The 21,171-nt window shown below is 32.3% G+C and carries 28 protein-coding genes, 2 tRNA genes and 1 pseudogene; 15 read left to right on the top strand and 16 right to left on the bottom strand.

The genetic code is table 11. The features are described 5' to 3' along the window. Positions 1–11 precede the first annotated feature (11 nt). On the top strand, positions 12–302 hold the full coding sequence (locus NKOR_RS09245) for a hypothetical protein (RefSeq protein WP_014964086.1): 291 nt from the start codon (positions 12–14) through the stop codon (positions 300–302). An 8-nt stretch (positions 303–310) separates the two neighbouring features. On the opposite strand, the gene NKOR_RS09240 is transcribed toward NKOR_RS09245, so the two are convergent. Together NKOR_RS09240 and NKOR_RS09235 are read right to left on the bottom strand one after the other, a co-directional pair. Beyond that, positions 311–499 (bottom strand): C2H2-type zinc finger protein, encoded by a 189-nt coding sequence (locus NKOR_RS09240; RefSeq protein WP_014964085.1) that lies wholly within the window; start codon positions 497–499, stop codon positions 311–313. 55 nt (positions 500–554) lie between these two features. Continuing rightward, a complete protein-coding gene (locus NKOR_RS09235) occupies positions 555–1,127 on the bottom strand; it encodes a hypothetical protein (RefSeq protein ID WP_014964084.1) in 573 nt (190 codons plus the stop codon). 35 nt (positions 1,128–1,162) lie between these two features. On the opposite strand from NKOR_RS09235, the gene NKOR_RS09230 reads away from it, so the two are divergent. Both NKOR_RS09230 and NKOR_RS09225 read left to right on the top strand, forming a co-directional pair. Then, positions 1,163–2,296, top strand: coding sequence for a DegT/DnrJ/EryC1/StrS family aminotransferase (locus tag NKOR_RS09230; RefSeq protein ID WP_014964083.1), 1,134 nt, complete (start codon positions 1,163–1,165; stop codon positions 2,294–2,296). Then, positions 2,289–2,765, top strand: a complete 477-nt coding sequence (locus NKOR_RS09225) for a tetrahydromethanopterin S-methyltransferase subunit A (protein ID WP_014964082.1) — start codon at positions 2,289–2,291, stop codon at positions 2,763–2,765. Before NKOR_RS09230 ends, NKOR_RS09225 begins: the two co-directional genes overlap by 8 nt. On the opposite strand, the gene NKOR_RS09220 is transcribed toward NKOR_RS09225, so the two are convergent. From NKOR_RS09220 to NKOR_RS09210, 3 genes are read right to left on the bottom strand one after another with little or no spacing between them, the layout of a single operon-like run. Further along, positions 2,762–3,109 (bottom strand): dUTPase, encoded by a 348-nt coding sequence (locus NKOR_RS09220; protein ID WP_014964081.1) that lies wholly within the window; start codon positions 3,107–3,109, stop codon positions 2,762–2,764. The genes NKOR_RS09225 and NKOR_RS09220 overlap by 4 nt on opposite strands. 39 nt (positions 3,110–3,148) lie before the next feature. Next, entirely contained in the window at positions 3,149–4,042 is an 894-nt protein-coding gene (locus NKOR_RS09215; RefSeq protein WP_014964080.1) for a PfkB family carbohydrate kinase, read from the bottom strand. An 11-nt stretch (positions 4,043–4,053) separates the two neighbouring features. Then, positions 4,054–4,503 carry a hypothetical protein gene (locus NKOR_RS09210; protein WP_014964079.1) on the bottom strand — a complete coding sequence of 150 codons (450 nt, stop codon included), beginning with the start codon at positions 4,501–4,503 and terminating at the stop codon, positions 4,054–4,056. A 130-nt stretch (positions 4,504–4,633) separates the two neighbouring features. Between NKOR_RS09210 and NKOR_RS09205 the strand changes: the two genes are divergently transcribed. Both NKOR_RS09205 and NKOR_RS10140 read left to right on the top strand, forming a co-directional pair. Next, complete coding sequence (locus NKOR_RS09205) at positions 4,634–5,110, top strand: hypothetical protein (protein WP_014964078.1); 477 nt, start codon at positions 4,634–4,636, stop codon at positions 5,108–5,110. A gap of 228 nt (positions 5,111–5,338) precedes the next feature. Then, positions 5,339–5,494, top strand: coding sequence for a hypothetical protein (locus tag NKOR_RS10140; RefSeq protein ID WP_016939432.1), 156 nt, complete (start codon positions 5,339–5,341; stop codon positions 5,492–5,494). On the opposite strand, the gene NKOR_RS09195 is transcribed toward NKOR_RS10140, so the two are convergent. Further along, positions 5,481–6,374 (bottom strand): hypothetical protein, encoded by an 894-nt coding sequence (locus tag NKOR_RS09195; protein WP_014964076.1) that lies wholly within the window; start codon positions 6,372–6,374, stop codon positions 5,481–5,483. The genes NKOR_RS10140 and NKOR_RS09195 overlap by 14 nt on opposite strands. After that, positions 6,375–6,851 (bottom strand): peptidylprolyl isomerase, encoded by a 477-nt coding sequence (locus NKOR_RS09190; RefSeq protein WP_014964075.1) that lies wholly within the window; start codon positions 6,849–6,851, stop codon positions 6,375–6,377. It abuts the gene before it with no gap. A 236-nt stretch (positions 6,852–7,087) separates the two neighbouring features. Between NKOR_RS09190 and NKOR_RS09185 the strand changes: the two genes are divergently transcribed. Together NKOR_RS09185 and NKOR_RS09180 are read left to right on the top strand one after the other, a co-directional pair. Beyond that, a complete protein-coding gene (locus NKOR_RS09185; RefSeq protein WP_014964074.1) occupies positions 7,088–7,318 on the top strand; it encodes a hypothetical protein in 231 nt (76 codons plus the stop codon). Positions 7,319–7,403: 85 nt separating this feature from the next. Continuing rightward, the gene (locus NKOR_RS09180) at positions 7,404–7,865 is read left to right on the top strand and encodes a hypothetical protein (RefSeq protein ID WP_014964073.1); all 462 of its coding nucleotides are present in this window, start codon (positions 7,404–7,406) and stop codon (positions 7,863–7,865) included. Between the two features lie 412 nt (positions 7,866–8,277). On the opposite strand, the gene NKOR_RS09175 is transcribed toward NKOR_RS09180, so the two are convergent. From NKOR_RS09175 to bluB, 3 genes are all read right to left on the bottom strand, one after another. Continuing rightward, the gene (locus NKOR_RS09175) at positions 8,278–8,805 is read right to left on the bottom strand and encodes an NADPH-dependent FMN reductase (RefSeq protein ID WP_014964072.1); all 528 of its coding nucleotides are present in this window, start codon (positions 8,803–8,805) and stop codon (positions 8,278–8,280) included. 50 nt (positions 8,806–8,855) lie between these two features. Further along, positions 8,856–8,948 (bottom strand) — tRNA-Arg (locus NKOR_RS09170). Positions 8,949–8,972: 24 nt separating this feature from the next. After that, entirely contained in the window at positions 8,973–9,683 is a 711-nt protein-coding gene (gene bluB / locus NKOR_RS09165; RefSeq protein WP_014964071.1) for a 5,6-dimethylbenzimidazole synthase, read from the bottom strand. 82 nt (positions 9,684–9,765) lie between these two features. Here bluB and NKOR_RS09160 point away from each other — a divergent pair. After that, a tRNA-Val gene (locus NKOR_RS09160) sits at positions 9,766–9,839 on the top strand. An 8-nt stretch (positions 9,840–9,847) separates the two neighbouring features. Here NKOR_RS09160 and NKOR_RS09155 read toward each other — a convergent pair. Continuing rightward, positions 9,848–10,324, bottom strand: coding sequence for a hypothetical protein (locus NKOR_RS09155; protein WP_014964070.1), 477 nt, complete (start codon positions 10,322–10,324; stop codon positions 9,848–9,850). 99 nt (positions 10,325–10,423) lie between these two features. Between NKOR_RS09155 and NKOR_RS09150 the strand changes: the two genes are divergently transcribed. Continuing rightward, the gene (locus NKOR_RS09150) at positions 10,424–10,921 is read left to right on the top strand and encodes a CopD family protein (protein ID WP_014964069.1); all 498 of its coding nucleotides are present in this window, start codon (positions 10,424–10,426) and stop codon (positions 10,919–10,921) included. Here NKOR_RS09150 and rtcA read toward each other — a convergent pair. After that, the gene (rtcA, locus tag NKOR_RS09145; RefSeq protein ID WP_026089913.1) at positions 10,901–11,923 is read right to left on the bottom strand and encodes an RNA 3'-terminal phosphate cyclase; all 1,023 of its coding nucleotides are present in this window, start codon (positions 11,921–11,923) and stop codon (positions 10,901–10,903) included. The two genes, NKOR_RS09150 and rtcA, sit on opposite strands and share 21 nt — an antisense overlap. A gap of 62 nt (positions 11,924–11,985) precedes the next feature. Here rtcA and NKOR_RS09140 point away from each other — a divergent pair, with 62 nt between their 5' ends. Genes NKOR_RS09140 through NKOR_RS09130 form a run of 3 tightly spaced genes read left to right on the top strand, consistent with a single transcriptional unit; the run spans position 11,986 to position 14,456 of the window. Next, the gene (locus NKOR_RS09140; protein WP_026089912.1) at positions 11,986–12,480 is read left to right on the top strand and encodes a nicotinamide-nucleotide adenylyltransferase; all 495 of its coding nucleotides are present in this window, start codon (positions 11,986–11,988) and stop codon (positions 12,478–12,480) included. A 41-nt stretch (positions 12,481–12,521) separates the two neighbouring features. Further along, on the top strand, positions 12,522–13,667 hold the full coding sequence (locus NKOR_RS09135) for a pyridoxal-phosphate-dependent aminotransferase family protein (RefSeq protein ID WP_016939431.1): 1,146 nt from the start codon (positions 12,522–12,524) through the stop codon (positions 13,665–13,667). Between the two features lie 42 nt (positions 13,668–13,709). Then, positions 13,710–14,456, top strand: coding sequence for a peptidylprolyl isomerase (locus tag NKOR_RS09130; RefSeq protein ID WP_014964065.1), 747 nt, complete (start codon positions 13,710–13,712; stop codon positions 14,454–14,456). A 1-nt stretch (position 14,457) separates the two neighbouring features. On the opposite strand, the pseudogene NKOR_RS09125 reads toward NKOR_RS09130, so the two are convergent. Continuing rightward, positions 14,458–15,521 (bottom strand): annotated as a pseudogene (locus tag NKOR_RS09125) (NAD(P)-dependent glycerol-1-phosphate dehydrogenase). Positions 15,522–15,598: 77 nt separating this feature from the next. On the opposite strand from NKOR_RS09125, the gene psmB reads away from it, so the two are divergent. Then, the gene (psmB, locus tag NKOR_RS09120) at positions 15,599–16,231 is read left to right on the top strand and encodes an archaeal proteasome endopeptidase complex subunit beta (protein ID WP_014964063.1); all 633 of its coding nucleotides are present in this window, start codon (positions 15,599–15,601) and stop codon (positions 16,229–16,231) included. 7 nt (positions 16,232–16,238) lie between these two features. Next, complete coding sequence (locus NKOR_RS09115) at positions 16,239–18,179, top strand: beta-CASP ribonuclease aCPSF1 (RefSeq protein WP_014964062.1); 1,941 nt, start codon at positions 16,239–16,241, stop codon at positions 18,177–18,179. On the opposite strand, the gene sepF is transcribed toward NKOR_RS09115, so the two are convergent. Beyond that, positions 18,171–18,449 carry a cell division protein SepF gene (gene sepF / locus NKOR_RS09110; protein ID WP_014964061.1) on the bottom strand — a complete coding sequence of 93 codons (279 nt, stop codon included), beginning with the start codon at positions 18,447–18,449 and terminating at the stop codon, positions 18,171–18,173. The genes NKOR_RS09115 and sepF overlap by 9 nt on opposite strands. 73 nt (positions 18,450–18,522) lie before the next feature. After that, entirely contained in the window at positions 18,523–19,536 is a 1,014-nt protein-coding gene (locus NKOR_RS09105; RefSeq protein WP_014964060.1) for a DUF814 domain-containing protein, read from the bottom strand. A gap of 72 nt (positions 19,537–19,608) precedes the next feature. Between NKOR_RS09105 and NKOR_RS09100 the strand changes: the two genes are divergently transcribed. Then, positions 19,609–20,673, top strand: a complete 1,065-nt coding sequence (locus NKOR_RS09100) for a M24 family metallopeptidase (protein ID WP_014964059.1) — start codon at positions 19,609–19,611, stop codon at positions 20,671–20,673. 2 nt (positions 20,674–20,675) lie between these two features. Here the strand turns inward: NKOR_RS09100 and NKOR_RS09095 are convergent, their stop codons facing one another. Further along, positions 20,676–21,158 (bottom strand): hypothetical protein, encoded by a 483-nt coding sequence (locus tag NKOR_RS09095; protein ID WP_014964058.1) that lies wholly within the window; start codon positions 21,156–21,158, stop codon positions 20,676–20,678. Between the last annotated feature and the right edge of the window lie 13 nt (positions 21,159–21,171).

Raw genomic sequence — 21,171 nt, 5'->3', positions numbered from 1 at the left:
CAAATCAACTCTTGAGTAGTAAACGTATAAAGTTATTCAAAAAATTCTTAAAATTTGGAAACTTTGAATACAAGACCATTCAATCATTAATTATGACTCTTGAAGAAGGATTGGAATTAATTGAAAATTACAAAAAAGGTCTTGAAAAATTCTTAGAGACATTACCTGAACAATCTGTACAATTAGGCACAGAAATGGTCAAAACTTTGACTATGAATTCAAAAAATGAAATAAAAAATTTGGAATCTATAGAAAAAGCACTTAAACGACCTCCAAAATATGAATCCGGCCTTTCTGAATAATCAAAAATTCACTTGCAATTTTTTTTATGTTTTCTTAGATCTTCTTGAGTATTGAATTCTGTTCCGCAAACTCTGCATTTTTCTTTTTTCTTATTATGGGCTATTTCTTGATGTTTCTTTAGTCTCTCTGAATCTGAAAGTACTGTTCCGCATTTTTTACATTTTAATTTATTTTCATTTCCACCAAACAATCCCATGATACTTTTTGATCATACTAGAAAAAATAGTTTTTACAAAAATTTGCTTTGGGATTTAAACATCTGGCTCATTTAATGGCTTTCTAGGTTTTGTACTTAGATAGAATGCATGAGTACTGATGATAAATGCTGCAAAAAACATCTTGATTGCAAAGATTGTATTCCAAGGCCGATCCGGATCCGGATATCCGATTGATAATTTATCAATATCTGGAAGTACTCCATCAACAATTCCCGCAGAAATCTGAGCCGTTAATATTGAAAAGTTATACAACACTTCAAACAAAGTAATAATTGAAAATCCTAATAGCATTAACTGAAGTAGTGCCATTCTTGTTCCAACAATTTTATTTCCTGCCGTTCTTCTCCAACCTATTCTAGATACACAATACCATCCAATGATTGTAGAAAAAAATATCCAGGTTGACACTCTTGCAAAATTCTCAAATGGAATAGTTGTATTGTGTATGGCTTCTCCCATTACATATGTGCCATTCTCCATCCACTCAATCATTGTAACGTATACTCCAAAGATTAGTGATGATGCCATAATGAATCCACAAACATAGAAAATATACAGAAAAACTTTGTACCCTTTATCTGTTCTTTCTAGATGACGTGATTTCATTATGCCGATTGCCAAATTTTGAAATATAAAAATTCATGCGTAGTGATTGTCTTTATACAGTAGTAATTAGGACCAAATTTGTGAAAATTCCAATCAACACGCCTATTTTAGACAAGGAAGAACTTTCAGCAGTTGTATCTGTAGTAAAGTCGGGAGGATTAACTTCTGCCTCTAAGGATGGTGGAAAGAATGTACAGGAATTTGAAAAACTTGTCAGAACCTTTGTGAAAACCAAATATGCTGTTTCAGTAAATTCTGGTACTGCTGCACTACAAGCTGCACTCTATGCACTTGATATAAAAAAAGGAGATGAAGTTATTGTTCCATCTTTTACATTTGTAGCTAGTGCAAATGCAATTGCATCTACTGGAGCAAAACCTGTTTTTGTAGATATTTTAAAAGAAAATTTTACAATTGATCCTGAATCCATTATAAAAAAAATTACTAGAAAAACTAAAGCAATAATGCCTGTACATCTGTATGGGCATATATCATCACTTGATAGAATTAGAGAAATTACAAAAAAACATAATATCTCCGTAGTTGAGGATGCTGCACAATCTCTTGGTTCGACTTTTAAAGGCAAACAAACTGGAACATTTTTTGAACTTGGATGCTATAGCCTCTATCCAGGAAAAGTAATGACTTCTGGTGAAGGTGGTGTAATAGTTACTAACAATAAAAAACTTTATGAAAAATTACAGATGATTAGAAATCATGGAATGGTTAAAGGATATGATTCTAAAATATTTGGATTAAATCTAAGACTTCCTGAAATTAGTGCTGCAATAGCTAAGATTCAAATTAAAAAATTGCCAAAATTCATTCAACTAAGAAGACGTAACGCAAAACTGTTATCAGAATTATTGTCTGATACAAAAATTAAACTCCCTACAGAAAGAAAAAATGAAAAATTTAATTGGTCATTGTACACAATTGCAACAAAAAATAGAAATTCAATTTTAAAGAAACTAAATTCCAAAGGAATTGGTGCTGCAGTTTATTATCCAATACCTGTTCATAAAATTCCTATTTATAAAATAAAATCAAAATTAAAAAATACTGATTGGGCATCAAACCATGTAATTTCTTTACCTGTTCATCCAAATGTATCTGCCAAAAATATTGAATATATTGCAAAAACCGTGCGTGATTTAGTAGATGAATAGCCTTGGAAACATAATTGGAGAAATATGCAAAGTTGTTCTGCCTATAAAGCAGGAATTTTACATTGGTAATACCAATTCACAAATTGCAATATGTACACTTGCTAGCATATCATTACTTGATGATTTGAAAGATTCTGAAATATTATCTAAAGTAGCAATTATTGGCAGATTATTTTCAGAAAATAAAGGAATCGACAATATGATACAATATGTTTACCAAAACAAAAATATCAAAAAAATAATTCTTTGTGGTAAAGAAGTTTGGGGTCACAAATCAGGCCATTCATTACTGCAATTGCATAAAAATGGAATTGATGAAAATTCCAGAATCATTAATTCCACCAGTCCAGATCCTTATCTAACAATTTCTAAAAATGCAATAGAACACTTTCAAAAAAATATTAGAATCATTAATTTGATTAATGAAACTAACTTTGGAGTAATTTCTGAAAAAATTAAAATTTCTTAATAACCGCTTCTCTGTCTTTCTCTGTTGATCTCATTTTTCTTTTTGTATTCTGCTACAATATCATCTGGTGTGAGATCTAACTCAAGGGATGCCTGAACCACAAAATGCCAAATATCAATTAATTCCTCCCTTGCTTCTGCTTCATTAAATTTAGTTGGCGTTTTCCACCATTTCCAATTGGTTGTTCTTTGTAATTCAACTGCTTCATGCATTATTGCAGTACATAATGCAGATACTCTTCCTTCTGAATCTTTTGGATATCTATCAAGATTCATCATTTCTGATAATCCTTTTTGAAGTTGGAAAATAGTATCTAATCTGTCTTCAGTTACTTCTTGTGACAATGATAAATTAATTTGAGAAATTATTGAACTTAAGTCTTTTTAGAATCTGATCATTTTTTCATACATCTTGACTCTTTTTGTAATATCTCCATTTTTAATATTCAACAAACCATCTAATCCATATCTTTCAACTGCAAATGAACCTAAAACATTCCCATAAACAACTGCTTTTTTGATCTCAGAAAGACTAGTTGATTTTTTACTTGCTAGATAACCGATCATGGCACCTGCAAAAGAATCGCCTGCACCTGTAGGATCCACCACGTCTTCTAACGAAAAACCTGCTGTTGGAAAAATTACATCATCATAAAACATTAGTGAACCATGCTCACCTTTTTTAATAATTACATATTTTGCTCCCCACTGCATCATTTTTTTTGCACATTTTATCAGATTGAATTCTTTTGTGAGAAGTTTTGCTTCTTCATCATTGATAACAACTGCATCTACAGATTTTATCATCTTTATCACAGCATCTCTCTTGGTTGAAATCCAAAAATCAATTGTGTCACACATAGAAAATTTTACTTTATCAAATTCTTTGATTAGTGCAGTATTTTGTTCAGGATCATTATTTGCAAGATATACAAATTGAGATTTTCTATACTCCTCAGGAACTGTAGGTTTGAAATCTGCAAGAACATTTAGTTCTGTTTTTAATGTTGATCTAGTGCTTAGTGTATCATCATATTTCCCATCATAACGAAATGTTTTTCCATTTTTAATAGACAACCCTTCCAAATTAAGATATTTTGATAGGGTTTTGTGATGCTGTTTTGGAAAATCTTTTCCAACAACTGCAATTAATCCAGTATCTACAAAATTACTTGCAGAAATTGCAGCAAAAGTAGCTGCACCACCTAAAACATTCTTTAGTGTTTTTTTTGGTGTTCTAATTGTATCTAGTGCGGTTGAACCAAAAACAGTAAGCATTTGTGAAGAAATTATTTTTGATGTATAAATTCTCTTGCTTGTTCTTCTGTTGGATAATAAACAAAAGGAATTTCAACAGATGTAATTATGGCATCATATTTTGTCACTCCTGTAATTTTTACTGATTTAGATTCATTATCATTTGAATCTGTGTGATAAGTCCCCTTTACATAACTACTATCTAGAGGTTGTAGTATGAATGGTTCTAACTGACCTTTTCCTACCATCTGATCATCTGTAATAACAAAGAATTCAGTTGCACCTGAAGTCAATATCAACAAAGATGGATTTTCAAATTGTAATTCTATGTTATAGTTTGCTCCTTTTTCATTCTCATTCAATAATTCACTTTGAGTAATACTTACTCCTATTTGAGATGCTGAAGCATATTGTGAATATCCAAAAATACTCATTCCTAGAATAAAAAGAACGATTAATCCGCCCCTTTTTGATGAATTCATGACTAATTTTAAGAAAATTACATTTTAACACAAAAGGGAAAAAATCCCAATAAATTGTGTAAAAGATTTGATCTACTCTTTAAGCTCCTTAGAGCTAACAAAATAAATCAAAATTCTATGATTATTTTGTATGGCTAGAATTAAACTCAAGTTAGGAGAGAATGAAATTGAGGTTGACTCTAGAGATTTTTACGTTGACAATCAAACATTAGGCGAAATTATTGAAAGCATGTTAAACCATTTGCCCGAAAATCAAGCAAAAATTGTTTATGAACCTGAACCAGTTATCAGATCTACTGAAAATCCGACTCAATTTGGATTAGAATCCCTTGAGGATGCAGAAACTTTTGAACCAGAATTTAATGAACCAACACATATTTCTCCCAATGAAGTGAAATCAAAATTACGTATTTTAGAAACTAGTAGATTCTTTGATTCACCCAGAACAGTTACAGAAACTGTTGAACAACTACGTGAATACGGTTGGGCTGCAAGTCCATTAGATGTATCAAAAGCATTGGCAAAAATGGCATCAAACAAAGAGATTATGAAAAACTCTCATGAGAACAGAACCCATTATTTTGTTGAATCTCTAGTGGCTAACTAGAAAAATTACATTTTTCACAATTAGAAAAAGTCTCTCCTTCTAAATGATCAAAATGTGTATTGCACTCATTACATGTATGATGCATGTCAAAGTATCCATCTTTTTCTACTGGCCCAATCTTATTGGATTCTAGATTCGTACTTTTACACTTAATACAGTGACATCCACACTCAATTTTCATTTTTTTCTCCGATAATGTATGTATAGTTGCAACATCTATACAAATTATTGGAAAAAAAGCGCGAAATTCCAATTGAAATCGATGATCACTTTAAACTATTTGGAAAAGAACCATGGGAAGTAGATTATGGTGAAAAATGCCCTATATGTAATGTTAGAATTGATGAATATGGATTTTGTTCCTGTGGTTCTAGTGGAGATTAAATTTTTTCATAAATGGTAACACAAGAATAATCAAAAATCCTATGGTAAGCGGTGCAATTATTGGGAATTCTGGTACAACAGTTGTTCCTATAATACTAACTTGTCCTGATGTATCTGGTTTGATATTAACCCAAACATGAGTTCCGTTGTTGATATACTGTTGAGCTGGAATTTTCTCATCATCAAGAAACGCTGTATATGGTTCCCACAATAATTCTAAAGGGATTACTGTTGTAACAAATCTATTTTCTCCAGTAATCTCAAATGTAATGCTCTTTGAGGGTTGGTTAAAAACAAATTCATCAATACCTGTCTGACTTCTTATCTCAACTAAAAATTCATCATCTTCCCATTTTACATTTTCATAAACTCTTGATTCATTTATGGAATATTCTAAAAGCATCTGACATCCATGACATGTAATTCCTTTTTTTTCATCCAAATAAACTGGACGTTCATTTGCAAACAATAGATCAACTTCTTGAGGTAAAATAAAATTGGTTGATTCAAGATACAAAAAATTCCATGTCCATATGCTTTCTATTTCTGAAATAACATCTTCAAGTTGATATTGTAAAATAGAATCTTCATTAGATGGCATGATTAATACTGAACTATTTCCAATCTCTCCAAATTGTTTTTCTTCACCTTGCTCATTTGTAACTAAAATATTTGAAACTGTTCCAGGAATCAAATCAACTTGTCTAGGTTCTGTTGCTGATTTAATTACATGTATGACCTGTACACTACCGTCTGAATCAATTCTAACCTCAACTAATTCCTGAATAGCTTTGTCTGCAACTGAAACTTGTGCATAAGATGTAGGAATAACAGATATCAGAGAAATAATTACTAAAATTACAAAAATCTTTGAATTCATTTATTCCACAGTTACATGAAGCATTTCTGCTTTTTCTAAAGGACAATCATTGCCATCTCTTTCAAGATTTACAATTTTATCTGCAATATCCATACCTTCAACAACTTCTCCAAATACAGTATATTGTCTATCTAGAAATGTACTATCAGTTGTTACTATGAAGAATTGTGAGCCTGCACTATCTGGATCTTGTGCTCTTGCCATTGAAACAATTCCTCTCAAATGAGATCTAGAACTAAATTCCGCTTTGACGTTATATCCTGGACCTCCCATTCCCCATGAACTTTTGTTATCTGTTTTTGTATTGGGGTCTCCGCCCTGAATCATGAATCCTGGAATAACTCGATGGAAAAGAGTACCATCATAGAATCCATCTCTAGCTAATTTTTCAAAATTCCTAACCGTTTCAGGAGCCAAATCAGGTAGAAGTTTAAATGAAATATTTCCGAAATTTGTTTCAATGTTTGCTGTAGTCATCAGAAACACTCTGTACTATTATCATAAGAGTCTTTTGTGAAAATATTTCTGAGAATTCTTATAGATTGTATGTCTATCTTGAAAAATCTATAACCATCAGTACGTTTTTCGTTAACGCATTAAATTTTTGAAGACTTAGAATTTTTTATGTGATAAAAAATATGAATTCCGTAAATTAGATTTTAGACATTTCAAAAGTTATAGTCTTATATAGAACAATTAAAGTTTAGAATTCGTTGAATCGCACAAATCAGAGTACGATCATTAAAGAAGCAATTAATTCTTATCTTGACAAAGGGGTAACTGACAAACAAGACATCTATACCAAAGTAGTTGATGAGCTTGGCGTTCCAAGACCAACAGTCAGAAGGGTTGCAAGAGATCTAAGAACTGAGTTACTACAAAAAATCCAAATCCTACAATCCGATATGCCTAAAGCAGCTACTGCTTCTGAAGAAGACGAATAAAATCGGCTCTTTTTTTCTTTTTAATTATTATTCTTCTGTGAATTTTACCATTACTATTATAAACAATGAATTTTTCAAATCAATTATGGGATATTTGGGAAATCATTTAGCTACAGTTGTAACTGCTGTTTTTGCAGCCGTATTGACTGGGCTTTGGCCATATTTTGTAGACTTTGCACCAATACTAAATTTCGTATTCATTATGGCCGTCCCAATCACTTGGTTCTTAGCATTTACTTGCTGGATTTCACAAAAAAGCACAGATTACATGCATAAACATGCTCATCACAACGAAAAAAAAAGCTTGAGTAATACACAAACAATTCAAACTACAACTACTGGTACACAAGTGAGTCTTTCAGAAATCAAACAAATTCAAAATGATTTATCTTCTGAACTAAACAATCTAAAAGAAACTGTAAAACTAAAAGACAGTGAAATTGAACGACTAAATCAAGAAATTTCTAATCTTCAAACACTTGTTCAGATTGAATCATTGAAAACTGAATTAGCTAATCTGAAAATGCTAGCATCTAAGAAAAAATAAACTAAAACTTAGTCCTTGCAATGACAACAAACAACACCGTGATTACTCTTACAACCCGGACAACTTTCTGCACCTCCATAATGACATTTACATGAACATAATTCTGTAGGATCTCTTCTTTCGCTCAATTGTATATCTTGTATGTTTTGTCAGTATTTGACTTTTACAGTTTTAACACGAATGAAATATTTGATGACTCTAATATGTAATTTTTATTGTTTAAATTGATTTTTTAAAAATGTATTAGTCATTTGATGATAAAGATTAGCAGATGTATTCTTAAATTAGAAAATAATTGCTATTATTCAATTTTCATTTTTTAATCTTATCATATGATTTAAAAAATTTCTTGAAAAACAATCTAATCTCTGATGTTAAAATTATAAATTATTTTACCAGACATATGTATACACTATTTTTGTAATTTTGTTGCAATTTCTAAAGTTTCATCCACCATTTCTTTTAACCTATTTTTTGCATCGTCCTTCAAAATTTTATTTTCAGTAATAGATTCGGTAGTTAAAAAAACAGCCTTTGGATTTGTGATTGCTCTGAAATATGATAATAACTGGGTAATTAACGTCTGAACATCAACAAAACCAATATTTCCTGCAGCCAAAATTGCCATCCCTGCCACCTTTCCTGCAGTCTCTTTGTAATTGATGTATTCAAACAGATTTTTTAATGCAGAACTAAAAAATGAATTGTAAATAGGTGATCCTATCAACCAAACATCTGCATCCATAATGTTTTGTGCCGCATTTTTTGTAGCTTCATTATATTCTTCTTCAGGTCCTCTGTAACATTCAATCTGACCTTCAGATAGATTGATAAATTTTGTATCCTGATTCTTTGATTTAGTGTATTCATAAACATATTTCATTATGATCTGTGTATTTGCATTCTTTCTAGGACTGCCAGAAATTACTACAATTTTCATATTTCAAACCACTTGTCTTTCTATTTAAATTTCCATTACAAAAAATAAAACGGGCTTGGAGGGCTTCGATCCCTCGACCTGTAACTTAGGAGGCTACCACGCTATCCATGTTTCGCGTCAAATTGACTCTGCGCCACAAGCCCAGCAAAAAAAACATTCTTAATTATTTAAGCGTAGTCAAAATTTTCTCTGATCATTTTTTGAATACTTCGCCAATTTTCATTTTTTTGATCATTCCATTTTTCAAAATATACTACATCTTTTAGTTCTAATCTTGGTAACCATCCTGCAGTTTCAAGATCTGGTTTTTCTGCAAAGTCATCTACGTATCCTAAACACAAATACGCAACAGGAACAACATGTTCTGGTAATTCTAAATTTTCTTTTAATGTTTCATTTGATAGAATACTTACCCATCCAAGACCAATTCCTTCAGTTCTTGCTGACAACCACAAATTTTGAATTGCACAACATACGCTATACAATCCTGCTTCAGGAATACTTGATCTGCCAATCACAAATGGGCCAAATTTTGATGGATCATATGTAACGCATAGATTTACTGGAGATTCTAAAATTCCTTCTAACTTGAATGAAAGATATTTTGATCTCTTTGGTTCTTCTACTAACTGTGATGAACGATTTTTCTCTTCTTCAAATGATTCTTTAATTTTCTTTTTTGTTTCAATATCCTTTATCAAAATAAAATTCCATGGTTGTGAAAATCCTACAGATGGCGCATGATGTGCTGCATGAAGAATTTTTGAAAGAATATCGTCTTCTATAGGCTTTGATGTAAAATGAGATCTAACATCCCTTCTTGAATAAATTGCCTTGTAGAATCCTCTTTTCTCTTCTTCAGTAAAATTATCTTTCAACTAATTCACGCCTTTCTTCTTTTTATTCATCCTTTCTTTTGTTAAACGTTAATAATGCCACCATTTAGTTTTGTATTTCAATGGGCCGGTAGTCTAGCTGGTTAGGATACCGCCTCGACACGGCGGTGATCGTGAGTTCGAATCTCTCTCGGCCCACTTTTTAATTAAAATCCAGTACTGAATTCTTTGTCAATAGTGCTCCATGAAGTCTGAGTGGTAAGAATTCCCTCAGCAGAAAAACTATTGATTTTTTCATTTATCATATCTTCATAAATTTCTGGTGTTGTTTCAGATTTTGTTAGCACAAATGTGCTTTTCAAAGGTATTTGATCACCTGAAGAAAACACTGCTCTTCCTGGTAATGCAACATCCATTGCAGAATATTGCCCCGAACCTAATTCGATTCCATTAGTAAAAAGATGATAGTCAATAACTCCAACTGTAAATGCTTTATCACTAGGATTCTTCACAAGAAATGTAACATCAAACTTTGCTTGGTTCTTTACTTCATCCACATCTCTTAATTCAACACTAAACAATTCAATTTCAGCTTGTTCTAATTGAGCATTATCTAAACTAGCATAGTAAACAATTCCTCCCATCAAAGCAAGTACTCCTGCTATTGCAACATAAACTGTCATCTTACTCTGTAATGCCATTTCAATGTATCACATTATGTACAACTAAAAAAGGTTGTCAAGATCCAAATACATAATATTTCATTACAATTATGATTAACCATGGCAGCAATTGAACAAGCAATCTTAACTTGGATTCATCTTGTTGCAGCTGCAATTTGGGTGGGCGGTTCATTATTTATCGGAATAGTTTTTTCTCCACTTCTTAAAACCATGACAAATTCACTTGAAGAAAGAATGCAAATCATGATTCGTGTTGGAAGACGATTTAACAAAATAGCTGTTCCCTCATTGATTATTTTGATGGCAACTGGATTGTATAGTTCACATATGTTATTAAGCAAACCCGATCTTCTTGTTGCAACAAGTTATGGTACTTATCTTATAATCAAAATACTTCTTGTAATTGCATTAATTATTACATATGCAGTACATGTTAGAGTAATTAGAAAAGATGTTGAAGAAAAAATAATGTCCAATCAAATGCCTGAACCACAAATTCAAAAATTAAGAAAAAAAATTATCATTCTTGGAGAAATTACTGTAGTTTTATCAGTTGCAATACTGTTTTTTGCGGCCTTACTTGATGCTGGGGTATGATATACCTTCAATAATTACTTCAAAACCATTAGATAATCTTCCTATTCCGTATTTACAACCTGTAATTTTTGATGTTACAAACAAGTTAGTTTCTAAATGTTTTGTGATCTCTTTTACTTCAAATGTAGTTTTTCCTTCAGCTAGACTTGCGGGAACTACAAGCATATCTGCAAGATTTCCATCTACTGATTGATCATCTAAAAATTTATTGTAATCTAGTTTAAACCTCTGAGTTTTTTTGTCATATAACGCATCAATTCCTATGATTGAATTCTCATCAATACTGTAAATTAGTAAAGATGCACCAGAATCTAGAGCCTCTTGTTCTTTAATTTCTACTTCAACAAGAAAATCTTCTTTAGTTAATTTTTCTTTAATCTTCATAATCTCGCTTTCAATTTTTTTAAATGATATTTTTGATAAGGTAGAAACAATTTTTGCTTGAGTTGTCTTTCTTTTTGAAAATGAAATAGCTCTTATTATTGATGGATTAATCTTCAAATCAATTTCACCATTTCCTTTTGGATAATACCCTCTTTTTTTTAATTCAAATGAAAATTGAATTCCCATTCTTGAATATGCTTCTTTTAGAACATGGTGTGTATAGTCAATTGTAGGACTCCATTGTACATCTGTGCCTCCTTTGATAGTAAGTTCAAGTTTTTTTTGTGAGATTGCTACTACAGGAATTAAAACTTGTAAAATTAACGATATACTTCCTGCAGTTCCTACGTCTTCAAATAACTTTGAATTTTCAATTTGTCCTGGAATAAATTTTAATTCAGTAGAGCCAATCTCATCACCAATAACTTTGGAATTTGAAATTTTTTTTAAAATTTTAATTGCAGTAAGATGTTGTGGTTTTAACCCAGGAACTTTTCTCTTCTTTCTAATGTTTTCAATATGGATTGGTTGTTTTGTAATGCATGAAAGAGTAATTGCAGATCTAATAATTTGACCTCCACCTTCCCCAAACTCTCCATTGATTTTTATAAAATCCACAAGTTTGTCTTCTTGGTACTCTTTATGATAGTTTTTTAAAAAGAAATTTTCTATATCTTTGTATGAATGGTCTATTGATAGGAAGATTCCAACCTTTTCACTTAGGTCATCTTGAAGCGCTACGCTTTGCTCTATCAAAAGTAGATAAGTTGTGGGTAGGTTTGGGGAGTTCTAACAAACCCCCTGAAAAAAATAATCCTTTTTCAGCAGAAGAACGAAAGGAAATGATTCTGTCATCAATAGATGATTCCATGAAAAAAAAAATTTCAATCTATTTTATCCCTGATTTAGATAATCATGTAAAATGGATTGAAAAAATTGATACTATAGTTCCAGAATTTGATATAGTTTTTTCCAATGATGAATTGACAAATCATCTGTACTCAAAACGAGATATTCAAGTTATTCCAATTCCCTTTTTGAAAAGAAACGAACTGTCTGGAACAAATGTTCGAGATTTGATTATTAGCGATCAGAATTGGAATTCTCTAGTACCCAAAGGCACAGAAATTTTTTTGATAAACAATAATGCCAAAGAACGTCTAAAAAATCTCTAATTATAAATAAACCCCGTATAGTACTGACTGGTAGATAACGTATGGAATATCTCTCAATGCTTCCTGGACCAACAAATGTACCTAATCGAGTTATGAGAGCAATGTTGGCACCAATCATCAATCATAGAAGCGATGATTTTGTTGAATTATACACAGACGTAGTTGATAAAACTCAACAAGTTTTTGAAACTAAAAACGATATTGTAGCATTATCTGCATCTGGAACTGGTGCTGTTGAAGCAGGCGTTGTTAATCTTGTTAAGAAGGGTGACAAAGTAATCATTCCAGTTAATGGTGAATTTAGTAATAGATTATCTCAATTAATTGAAGGCCAAGGAGCTAATGTTGTAAAACTTGAAACCCCCCCTGGACAAAATGCAACATTTGATCAAGTCAAAGAAGCATTTGACAATAACAAAGATGTTAAAGCATTCTATGTTGTTCATAACGAAACATCAACAGGAACAATGGTCAATTATCTTGATAAAGTATCTGACTTAACTTCTAGAAATGATGCATTCTATGTAGTAGATTCTGTATCTCTTTTAGGTGGAGCACCACTTCCAGTTGATAAATGGAATATTGATGTATGTATGACTGGAGCACAAAAAGCAATTGCTGCACCTCCAGGAATTTCTCCAATTTCAGTTAGCCCTAAAGCTAAAAAATACATGCAAGAAAATCCTCCGGCTACAATGTATTTCAATTTAGCAAGATACTTCAAATATTATGATGAAGAAAAACATACTCCTTTCACACCAGCCTTACCTTTACTATATGCATATAGAGAAGCATTAGCAATTTTACTTGAAGAAGGACTGCAGAATGTATTCAATAGACACAAAGTTTGTTCAGATGCCTTATACTCTGGACTTAGTGCTATGGGATTGTCTCCATTTGCCAAGGAAGAAGATCGTTCCATTTCTATTGTTGCCTTAAACTATCTAGATGGTCTTGAAGACAAGACATTTAGAAATACACTTGCAAACAAATTCAAAGTTCTTGTTGCAGGAGGATTTGGAAATCTTAAAGGTAAAGTATTCAGAGTTGGATGTATGGGTGAAGTTAGTCCATATCATGTAATGAGAACAATCTCTGCAATTTCATCAACATTAGCAATGATGGGATATGAAGTAGACTCTCAAGCAGGACTAAAAACTGCTGAAGAAAAACTAAAGTCTCTCTAAATCTCTGTTAACTTAATATAAGGAAATTCGAGACCGATCACATTGACTTTCGATAAAGGTTCACTAATCTTAGTTGATTATACAGCAAAGGTCAAAGATAGTGAAGAAGTATTTGACACAACAATTGAAGAGGACGCAAAAAAATTTTCTATTCATGAACAAAATGTCAAATATCAACCAAAACTAGTTTCAATTGGCGAAGTTTCATATCCAGTTCTTAAAGGACTTGATGAAGCACTTGCAAAAACAGCTGTTGGTGACAAACTTACAGTTGAAGTTACACCTGACAAAGGGTTTGGAGAAAGAGATTCTGGTAAAGTCAGAATGATTCCAATTAGGAAACTAGGTGAAGATGCAGAGAAAGTTTCAGTTGGTGATACAATTGAAGTTGATAATAAACGAGGAATCATTCGTTTTATTGGCTCAGGAAGAGTTCAAATTGATTATAATCATAGATATGCAGGAAAAACAATTCTTTTTGATGTAAACGTTATCAAATCCCTTGATTCTCCAACTGATAAAGTCGATGGAATTTTAAAAAATAGACTCCCAGTAGAAGATTCAAAAATCTCATTTGACTTAAAAGATAAAGAAGTTAGTATTACCATTCCAGAAGAAATTCTTCGTGCAGATGGTTTACAAATTATGAAACATTTTATCCAATTAGATATTTTCAAATTTGTTCCTACTTTAGAAAAAGTAAACTTTGTTGAAACTCATATCAACAAACAAACTCAGGAAAAGAAACCTGAGACAAAAGAAAAAGCACCTGAACAAAAGGCTGCTTAAATTAAATCACTTTAGTACTCTTTGCAAGACTTTTTGCCTTTCTTTCTGTCATCTCTATCTCTTTTAGAATTGTATATCTTTCAGGTCTCAAATCTTGTGCAATAACTAAAGCATCAATTATCTGATCTTCAGTTAAACCAATTTGTTTTGCTGTGGTTGGTGCTCCAACATTTTTCAATGTTCTTATGATTTTTTTCCAATCTTGTCCCTGAAGTTTTGCCATCATGATAGAACCTATTCCACATTTTTCTCCATGTAATCCCTTTCCTGGTGCAATTTTATCCAAAGCATGTGAAAAAAGATGCTCAGCACCAGAACATGGTCTACTACTCCCTGCAATACACGAAGCTACTCCCGCACTAATCAAAGCTTCAACAATTACTCTTGCATCTAATCCATTTTTTGCATATTTCCCTGAATTATCTAATACCATCATGGCACTCATCATAGCTAATTCTGCTGAATAAGTCCCATAATATTCTCCAGTTCTTTGATGACCTAATTGCCAATCTTTGACCGCAATGATATTTGCTACCAAATCTCCACAACCACTAGCAAGCAATCTTGATGGTGCTTTTTTGATAATGTCTATATCTACAAAAACTCCTAATGGTGCAGATGCAACAATAGAGTGTGGTTTGTCACTTTTAACTGAAACAAATGGGCTTGATACCCCATCGTGTGATGCCGCAGTTGGTACACTAACAAATGGAATATCTAAATTAAAAGAAATTAATTTTGCAGTATCGACAGATCGTCCACCACCAATACCTGCAATAATGTCACTTTGATCTTTCTTTACATCTTTTTGAATTCTATTTAGAGTACTAATTTGATTATCTTTTGATGTATGCCATACAAATTTGATTTTTTTATTTTTAATGATTTTTCAATTCTTTGTCTGAGAACTTTTTTAACATGAATTCCTGAAATTAGAGAAATTTTTTTTGGTTTTGTTAAATTGTGCAAAAATTCTCCAAATTCATTTATGTTCTTTTCACCTACAACAATCTGCCTAGGTAACTCCATTGTATGGGATTTCATGCGATCTTGATTTTTTGTCATTATTTATGATTTCCAGAGATCAAAAAGTTATTTAAAAGGGTGAAATGCCATTTACTTTATCTTAATAGGTGTATTTTTTGTCAAATAATGTCGAAGAAAAAATTCTGCACGGGACTACCACTGTAGGTATCAAGGCAAAGGATGGTGTAGTTTTATGTGCAGATATGAGGGCCAGTGCTGGATATTTCATTGCAAACAACAACACCATGAAAATTCAAAAAATTGATGATCATGCAGGACTAACACTTGCAGGTGGTGTTGCTGATGCTCAAAACATTGTTGATATTTTACGTTATCATTCTAATCTTCATAGGGTTGAAAAACATGGACCAATTTCAATTCATTCACTTGCAAGACTTTGTTCATTGATCTTCCATCAAAATAGAGGCTACCCATTCATGGCTGATATTTTGGTTGGTGGTTATGATACAGAAGGCCCTGCACTGTTTAACATAGATATGTTTGGTTCAGTTGAAAAAAAATCATACGTTACAACTGGTAGTGGTTCACCTGTAGCTTATGGTTTACTTGAAGAAGAGTATAAAGAAGATCTTACAGTTGAAGAAGCAAAAAAAATTGCTTTAAGAGCTGTAAAAGCCGCAATAGTTAGAAACATTGGTACCGGCGATGGAATTAACATCGCAGTAATGGATAAAGATGGATTCCGTCTTTTGACTGAAGAACAAAAGAAAGCAGTCATTGAGCTTTAGTGATTTAATGCAAAGAAAACAACAACAAAAAGAATTACCTCCTAGCAGCCAGAATATAATGGCCACCATACTGCAAAGTATACCCAAAGAAGCAAATGTTACAAAAATTGAATACGAAGGACCGCGAATTGCACTTTACACAAATTCTCCACGTTATCTAATGGAAAATAATCAAACAATTTCAAATCTTGTTAGTGTTATTAAAAAACGAATTGTTGTTAGAACTGATGAATCAATTAGAAAACCTGAAGATGAAGCACGAAAAATTATTGCAAGTTTAGTTCCTGATGATGCAAAATTGCAAGCCACTTTGTTTGATACTGCAACTGGAGAAGTTTCAATTGAAGCAAAACGACCCTGGTTGCTGCAAAGAAATGCAAAAGAATTCAATCATGCTGAAGTGACTGAAAAAACAGGCTGGAAAATACGTGTAAGAAAGGCTACAACTGTTCCCTCTCGTACTATTCAAACAATTAATGCAACTCTTAAACAGGCTTCTGCTGAAAGAAGTAAGCAACTAAAACAAGTTGGCGATGAAATTTTTAGACCTAGACTAACACAAAGAACAGAAGTTTCACTTTTTACTCTTGGTGGGTTTGGTCAAGTTGGACGTTCATCATTATTATTGTCTACACCTGAAAGTAAGATACTAATTGATTGTGGAATAAACCCTGGAGCACGTTCTCCAATGGATGCATTTCCTAGATTAGATTCTTTGAATATAACATTAGATGATCTTGATGCAGTCGTTATTGGTCATGCCCATTTGGATCATACTGGATTTTTACCTACATTATGTAAATATGGATACAAAGGACCAATCTATTGTACAGAACCAACACTACCTATGATGAATCTAATTCAATTAGATGCAATCAAAGTTGCTGCTGCTCAAGGAAGAACCCCAATCTATTCTGAACGTGATGTAAAACAAATTATGAGACAAACAATCACTTTACCATATGGAACCGTAACTGATATTTCTCCTGACATTAAACTAGTTCTTGCAAATGCAGGTCATATTCTAGGTTCTGCATTATGTCACTTTCATATTGGAAATGGTGATCACAATTTTGTTTATTCTGGTGATATCAAATTTGGAAAAAGTATTTTATTTGAAGCTGCTAGTTGGAATTTTCCAAGAGTTGAAACTCTACTCATAGAAAGTACATATGGTCTTAAAGAAGACATACAGCCTAGTAGACAAGAAGTTGAATCTGCATTCATTAATGCAGTAAACAATACTCTAGCTGATGGTGGCAAAGTTCTCATTCCTATTCCAGCAGTTGGTCGTGCACAAGAAATCATGATGGTTATTGATCATTATATGAAATCTGGAGAAATGATTGAGGCACCAGTGTTCACTGAAGGAATGATTTCAGAGGCATCTGCAATCCATGAATCCTATCCTGAATATCTTGCACGTGAACTCAAACAAAAGATTCTAGAAACTGATGATAATCCATTTGATTCTGAATATTTTACGAATATTGAGCATGCTGATGCTAGAGAAGAACCTATGAGAGAAAATTCTCCATGTATAATTTTAGCAACGTCCGGAATGTTAGAGGGTGGACCTGTGTTAGAATACTTCAAAAATATTGCTCCTGATAAAAAGAGCAAAGTACTGTTTGTTTCTTATCAGGTGAATGGAACTTTGGGAAGAAGAGTGCTTGATGGATCAAAACAAGCAACAATGTTAGGAAAAGAAGGTAAAGTAGAAGTTGTAACTATCAATTGTGGTGTAGAGAAATTGGATGGATTTAGTGGGCATAGTGATTATAATCAATTAATGTCATTTGTACAAAGACTCAGACCAAAACTCCGAAGAGTTTTAGTTAATCACGGTGAAAGAAAGAAATCCGAAAACCTTGCTATGAATATTAGAAGAATGCATAGAGTTCCAGCTCATTATCCTCAAATTCAAGAAGCAATAAAATTATTTTAGATCATATTCTGGCTTCCAGATCTTTATGTTAGATGGAGCAACAATAATTCTTTCTTCACCTAACCTTGCAATATCTGCACCAGCACTTTTTGCAATAGAATACAATTCTTCAACAACTTTTCTAAGCTGATCTACATCTTTTTGAGCTAGAGGTGTCACCCTAAGAATCAAAATCATATCTTTTTTGATATCTTCCTGAATCGAATGAACATCGCTGATATCTCTAATGGTTATGGCCTTTAGAAATGTCGTATTTTCTTGTTTTTGCATTCTAATTAAAAATGCGATCTACTCCCTCAAAAACTCTTCCTTAGTTTTGACTAATTTTTTTAGAAATTTACGCCTAAATTCTAAATTTAATGTAAGCTTCTTCTTCTATGCTCTTTGCACTAATTTCTTCACTAACATCTCCTCTTTTTACTAAAACAATCTCTGATTGATCTTTTGGAGCATCTGAATATCTTAGTGTAACTGATGATGCAAATTCTGTATGATTTTTTGCATTATTGCCTCGTAGAATTGAAGTTGGTCCAACATGATCCTTTACCTCAAGTAAAATATCATTTGGTAATGCGATTGCTTTGATCATTTCGTTTTCATCTTTATTTCTTCCAACTACTAATTTTGTTTCTTCATCTAATCTAAAATGTCTTCCAATTTTTAACAAATCAATATCATTAATTGTTGGTGTTTCAACATGACTGAAAAGATCTTTAGCTTTAATTCCAAATTGTGGTTCTGTTAACAAACATCCTCCCCCGGCATTAGGAGGATTCTCAATTCCATATTTTTTTGCCATGTCTAATTGGTTTCTTCTTGTTCTACCTCTTATCATTCCCAGATTTTCTCTTTTGATCAAACCTTCTTTTTCAGGAATTGTTTCTGGTAATAATCCAGCAGATAATGGTCTCACAATTTTTCCTACAAGATCTGATTCTTTTTCAATAGTTCTTAATGCAGGTCCATGTTGACTCATTGGACGTTGACCTAACACTTCTCCTGATACAATAAATTCTGCACCAATTTCTTCCATGTGTTTTTTTGCAGCATCAAACATCATAGCTCTACAATCAATACATGGATTGAATCCAGCACCAATTCCATGTTTTGGATTCTTTAACATCTCGATATATTCATCACCAAGATATACTGTTTTCAAATTTACATTAAGATCATCAGCTCTTTCTCTAATCTCAAATCCACAACCTCTTCCGCAATCAAAATCACAAAATGGAGTTTTTATTGCAACTGCTGAAACATCAAATCCTTGTTCTTGCATCATTCTAACTGCAAGTTGACTGTCTAAACCGCCTGACAGTAATGCAACCACTTTTTTCTTCTCTTTTTCTTCAGTCACAGCGATCTAGGAGGAATTTCCATATACAAACTTTGCATCATACATAAATTGAGAAACGAGTGTTTTTTGTGTGTGAAGCAACGCAGAAAAAATCTACTAAAACATGCTCAAAAGATCAGTTGTGATACTTTGGTCACTTTTGAGCCTGAAAACCTCTTTTACATGACTGGATTTTGGGGTGAAGCAATAGGTTTGCTAGAAAAAAATGGGAAAACTACTATAATTGCCCCAGAACTTGAAGTAGGAAGAGCCAAAGATGAATCTGAAGACTGTGATGTTGTTCCTGCAGAACGTGGAATTGGTCTTGTATCTTCACTTGTAAAGAAAATAAAGAAAAACAGTGTTTGTACTGATTGCCAAAATTATCCTATAATGACATCATTGAAAAAATCTGTCCCAAAAATAAAATCATCTACAGAACCATTTTACAATTCTCGTATAATTAAAGATGAAAATGAGATCAAAATACTCAAAAAAGCATCCAAAATCATTGATGAAATGTTTGAAATCTGCGCAAAAAAGATCAAAGTAGGCCAAAAAGAATCAGAATTACAGACGATTTTAATGACTTATGCAATGGAACAACAAATGTTTGATACTGGATACAAATCCACTTTAAACCCTCTAATTATTGCAGGTGGTCCCAATGGGGCATTACCACATGCTCAGGTAACACAGAGAAAATTCAAAAAAGGTGATCTTGTTGTAACCGATCTTACATTAAGATACAAAGGATACGTTTCTGATGCAACAAGAACCTTTGCAATAGGAAATATTTCATCACAAGCAAAAGAAGCATATGAAATTGTTAAAGAATCACAAAAACTTGGACTAAAAGCTGTAAAACCAAATGTAAATTGTAAAGATGTTGATCATGCATGTAGAAAGTACATTGATGAAAAAAATTATGGTCAATATTTTATTCATTCAACTGGACATGGAATTGGATTGGAGGTACATGAACTACCAACAGTTTCATATCGAAGCGATACAAAACTTAAAGAAAATATGGCAATTACAGTGGAACCAGGAATCTATATTGAAAATAAATTTGGAATTCGAATAGAAGATTCTTTGATTGTTAAGAAAAAACCTATTGTGATGCATAAATTTACAAAAGATTTAGTCACAATTTGAGCCTAGGAAAAGGTAACCACATCAATTACATGTTTTGATTCAGGATTATTTGATGTAATTGTATTGGTGTCAACATTAACATTCCAATCAAAATTCATTTCTCCTTTGTATGATTTGAAATTCAAAATTACATTATATTCATCTGAATTTACATTTGTCACATTCAAATCCAGAACAGTTTTCTTGTGTTCATAAATTTTCTCATCTGGATATTCTTCATCTATCTGATTTTTTATCACTTCTTTTACAGTCAATTTGGATTCTACTCCTGCATTATAATTCATCAAAATATCTACCGCCCTTTGTTCTTCTCCTGATAACTCTGGTAGACTATTTTCAAAATTTTTCTCTGACAGTACGCTTTGAGCTGAAATTGCTATTAATGCAATAGCTGCAAGATAAAATGGTGCTCTTTTTTTAAGAAATGCCTTTAGACCTGACTTTTTTGGTTTCTCTTCATCTATCTTTTTTTTGTCTTTAACCATTTCTCTTCTGATT

It is taken from the genome of Candidatus Nitrosopumilus koreensis AR1, from assembly GCF_000299365.1.
Taxonomy (GTDB): Archaea; Thermoproteota; Nitrososphaeria; order Nitrososphaerales; family Nitrosopumilaceae; genus Nitrosopumilus; species Nitrosopumilus koreensis.
The sequence above is the reverse complement of the archived record's forward strand: the minus strand, read 5'-3'. Positions and strand labels throughout refer to the sequence as shown.

Excerpts from the sequence above, each read along its gene's own strand:
- NKOR_RS09095 (WP_014964058.1), bottom strand. The coding sequence starts at position 21,158 with ATGGTTAAAGACAAAAAAAAGATAGATGAAGAGAAACCAAAAAAGTCA.
- NKOR_RS09235 (WP_014964084.1), bottom strand. The coding sequence starts at position 1,127 with ATGAAATCACGTCATCTAGAAAGAACAGATAAAGGGTACAAAGTTTTT.
- NKOR_RS09240 (WP_014964085.1), bottom strand. The coding sequence starts at position 499 with ATGGGATTGTTTGGTGGAAATGAAAATAAATTAAAATGTAAAAAATGC.
- NKOR_RS09140 (WP_026089912.1), top strand. The coding sequence starts at position 11,986 with ATGAATGGTCTATTGATAGGAAGATTCCAACCTTTTCACTTAGGTCAT.
- NKOR_RS09155 (WP_014964070.1), bottom strand. The coding sequence starts at position 10,324 with ATGACAGTTTATGTTGCAATAGCAGGAGTACTTGCTTTGATGGGAGGA.
- NKOR_RS09205 (WP_014964078.1), top strand. The coding sequence starts at position 4,634 with ATGGCTAGAATTAAACTCAAGTTAGGAGAGAATGAAATTGAGGTTGAC.
- NKOR_RS09215 (WP_014964080.1), bottom strand. The coding sequence starts at position 4,042 with ATGCTTACTGTTTTTGGTTCAACCGCACTAGATACAATTAGAACACCA.
- NKOR_RS09225 (WP_014964082.1), top strand. The coding sequence starts at position 2,289 with ATGAATAGCCTTGGAAACATAATTGGAGAAATATGCAAAGTTGTTCTG.
- NKOR_RS09190 (WP_014964075.1), bottom strand. The coding sequence starts at position 6,851 with ATGACTACAGCAAACATTGAAACAAATTTCGGAAATATTTCATTTAAA.
- sepF (WP_014964061.1), bottom strand. The coding sequence starts at position 18,449 with ATGCAAAAACAAGAAAATACGACATTTCTAAAGGCCATAACCATTAGA.
- NKOR_RS09150 (WP_014964069.1), top strand. The coding sequence starts at position 10,424 with ATGGCAGCAATTGAACAAGCAATCTTAACTTGGATTCATCTTGTTGCA.
- NKOR_RS09115 (WP_014964062.1), top strand. The coding sequence starts at position 16,239 with ATGCAAAGAAAACAACAACAAAAAGAATTACCTCCTAGCAGCCAGAAT.
- NKOR_RS09230 (WP_014964083.1), top strand. The coding sequence starts at position 1,163 with ATGCGTAGTGATTGTCTTTATACAGTAGTAATTAGGACCAAATTTGTG.
- NKOR_RS09175 (WP_014964072.1), bottom strand. The coding sequence starts at position 8,805 with ATGAAAATTGTAGTAATTTCTGGCAGTCCTAGAAAGAATGCAAATACA.
- NKOR_RS09135 (WP_016939431.1), top strand. The coding sequence starts at position 12,522 with ATGGAATATCTCTCAATGCTTCCTGGACCAACAAATGTACCTAATCGA.
- NKOR_RS09180 (WP_014964073.1), top strand. The coding sequence starts at position 7,404 with ATGGGATATTTGGGAAATCATTTAGCTACAGTTGTAACTGCTGTTTTT.
- NKOR_RS09210 (WP_014964079.1), bottom strand. The coding sequence starts at position 4,503 with ATGAATTCATCAAAAAGGGGCGGATTAATCGTTCTTTTTATTCTAGGA.
- NKOR_RS09195 (WP_014964076.1), bottom strand. The coding sequence starts at position 6,374 with ATGAATTCAAAGATTTTTGTAATTTTAGTAATTATTTCTCTGATATCT.